We start from the raw sequence: 1,562 nt of genomic DNA, 5'->3' as shown, positions 1-1,562 counted from the left end.
GAATACAAGGCCTGGGGTGAGGCCAAGGTGCAGGCGCTGTGGGCCGCAGGGAGAGCTGGTGCAAGTTCAGCCCAGCAGGTGCGCAATCCCTTGCGGTTTCAGGGGCAGTACTTTGATGAAGAGACCGGGCTGCATTACAACCGGTTCCGCTATTACGATCCGCACTGTGGGCGGTTTGTGAGCAGGGATCCGATTGGGTTGGCAGGGGGAATTAATACCTTCCAATATGCGCCGAATGCGGTGGGATGGGTGGATCCGCTAGGATTGAATCGACTTGGAGGAGGTAAGAATGTAGGTGCACAGCGCCGAACGTGCCCCAAGTGTTGTTCTGACAAGCTTCACGGGCCATTTCACCGTGTCGAGTCGCCAACACAGTCGCGAGAGCGAGCTGCTGAGCAGGAGGCATTGGGCATTCACTCAGGGACTGCATCGCACAAGGGGATGGGTGTCGTTCGGATCAATGCTTACGATGGCCCGCTGCCGGAGGGGCAGCGAGGTCTTGAGTTCTACACGCCAGCCAAACCAACAAGTGTGGTTCCGGGAGGCTTGGTAACTTGGCACCCAGGTCATGACCCTCACTGCACTTTATCGGAGGATCGCGAGGTGGCTCAAATTCCAATAAAAGTAACGAAAAACACTCAAAAATGACAATCTATTATTCTTCTTTGAATGAAGCTTTTCAGGTAAATCCTACTCAGGTAGCAGACTGGGGGTATATAAAGTGTTCTGAAGCAGCCTTGGCTAGGCTCGGAGTCGAGTTCTTTGATGATACAGAGGATCCGGGAACTTGCAGGCGGGCTGCGCTTCTTGGGCAGAAACGTGCACTTGTTGTCTTAACCATTTACAACCATTCGAAAACTGCCGCAGTTATATTCGGCTCAAGCGAAAAAATCGAAAACGATACCGATTTTTTGAATATTTTCCCAAAAGAATATTCGCAGCTGGTGCATGACTTTGATGTCGTTTACTTTGGTATTCCGACATAATTTTCAAGTCCCGATTGATTGTAAACTCGCTTTTTTGAACAATTCGGGCTTTGGATCTTGCCCCTGTTTTGTGTAGCTCTTAGCCCATGCTTTATGCAGCCTTTTTACGCTGTGCCTCGTACCAGCGTTGCTCGTACTGCATGGGACTGAGATAGCCCATCTTGGTCTCCATCAGGCTGTGTCGGTGGTAGCTACTTGTCAAGACCCGATTGGTTATAAACCCGCTTTTTGAACAACTCGGGCTTTTTCCGATACCAGTTCTTTAAGGCCTGAACCGGTGAGACATGATCGAGCGCTCGCTGTGGAATTTGATGGTTATAGGTCTTCACATAGCTCATCAACGTCGCCTCCAACTGGGCTGCTGAGGCGAACCGTGTCTGATGGAGCACCTCGCTGATCCGGCCATTAAAGCGCTCGACCATGCCATTGGTTTGTGGATGTCGCGGCGGGCACAGGCGATGCTCAATGCCCAGTGCTTTGCAGCGCACATCGAACTTGTGGCGCCCCGTAGGCTCGCGTCTCTTGCTGGTGAATCGATCGGTGAACTGGCTGCCGTTGTCTGTGAGCAGCTTGATG

3 protein-coding genes are annotated in these 1,562 nt (G+C 51.9%); 2 read left to right on the top strand and 1 reads right to left on the bottom strand.

Going from position 1 to position 1,562, the window contains the following annotated elements:
* Positions 1-648, top strand: a 648-nt coding sequence (locus G486_RS23750) for an RHS repeat-associated core domain-containing protein (RefSeq protein ID WP_169728614.1), incomplete at its 5' end; no start/stop codon positions are given.
* Positions 645-986: a hypothetical protein gene (locus G486_RS24120; RefSeq protein WP_156920079.1), complete on the top strand. Its 342-nt coding sequence runs from the start codon at positions 645-647 to the stop codon at positions 984-986. The genes G486_RS23750 and G486_RS24120, both read left to right, overlap by 4 nt.
* A gap of 191 nt (positions 987-1,177) precedes the next feature.
* On the opposite strand, the gene G486_RS0116980 is transcribed toward G486_RS24120, so the two are convergent.
* Positions 1,178-1,562: integrase core domain-containing protein (locus G486_RS0116980; protein WP_027016595.1), on the bottom strand; the 385-nt coding region annotated here is incomplete at its 5' end.

Source organism: Comamonas composti DSM 21721 (genome assembly GCF_000429845.1).
Lineage (GTDB): Bacteria > Pseudomonadota > Gammaproteobacteria > Burkholderiales > Burkholderiaceae_C > Comamonas > Comamonas composti.
This window is presented reverse-complemented; position numbering and strand designations above follow the sequence as displayed.

What these genes read in the sequence shown, in the direction of transcription:
- G486_RS24120 (WP_156920079.1), top strand. Translation starts at nt 645, where the DNA reads ATGACAATCTATTATTCTTCTTTGAATGAAGCTTTTCAGGTAAATCCT.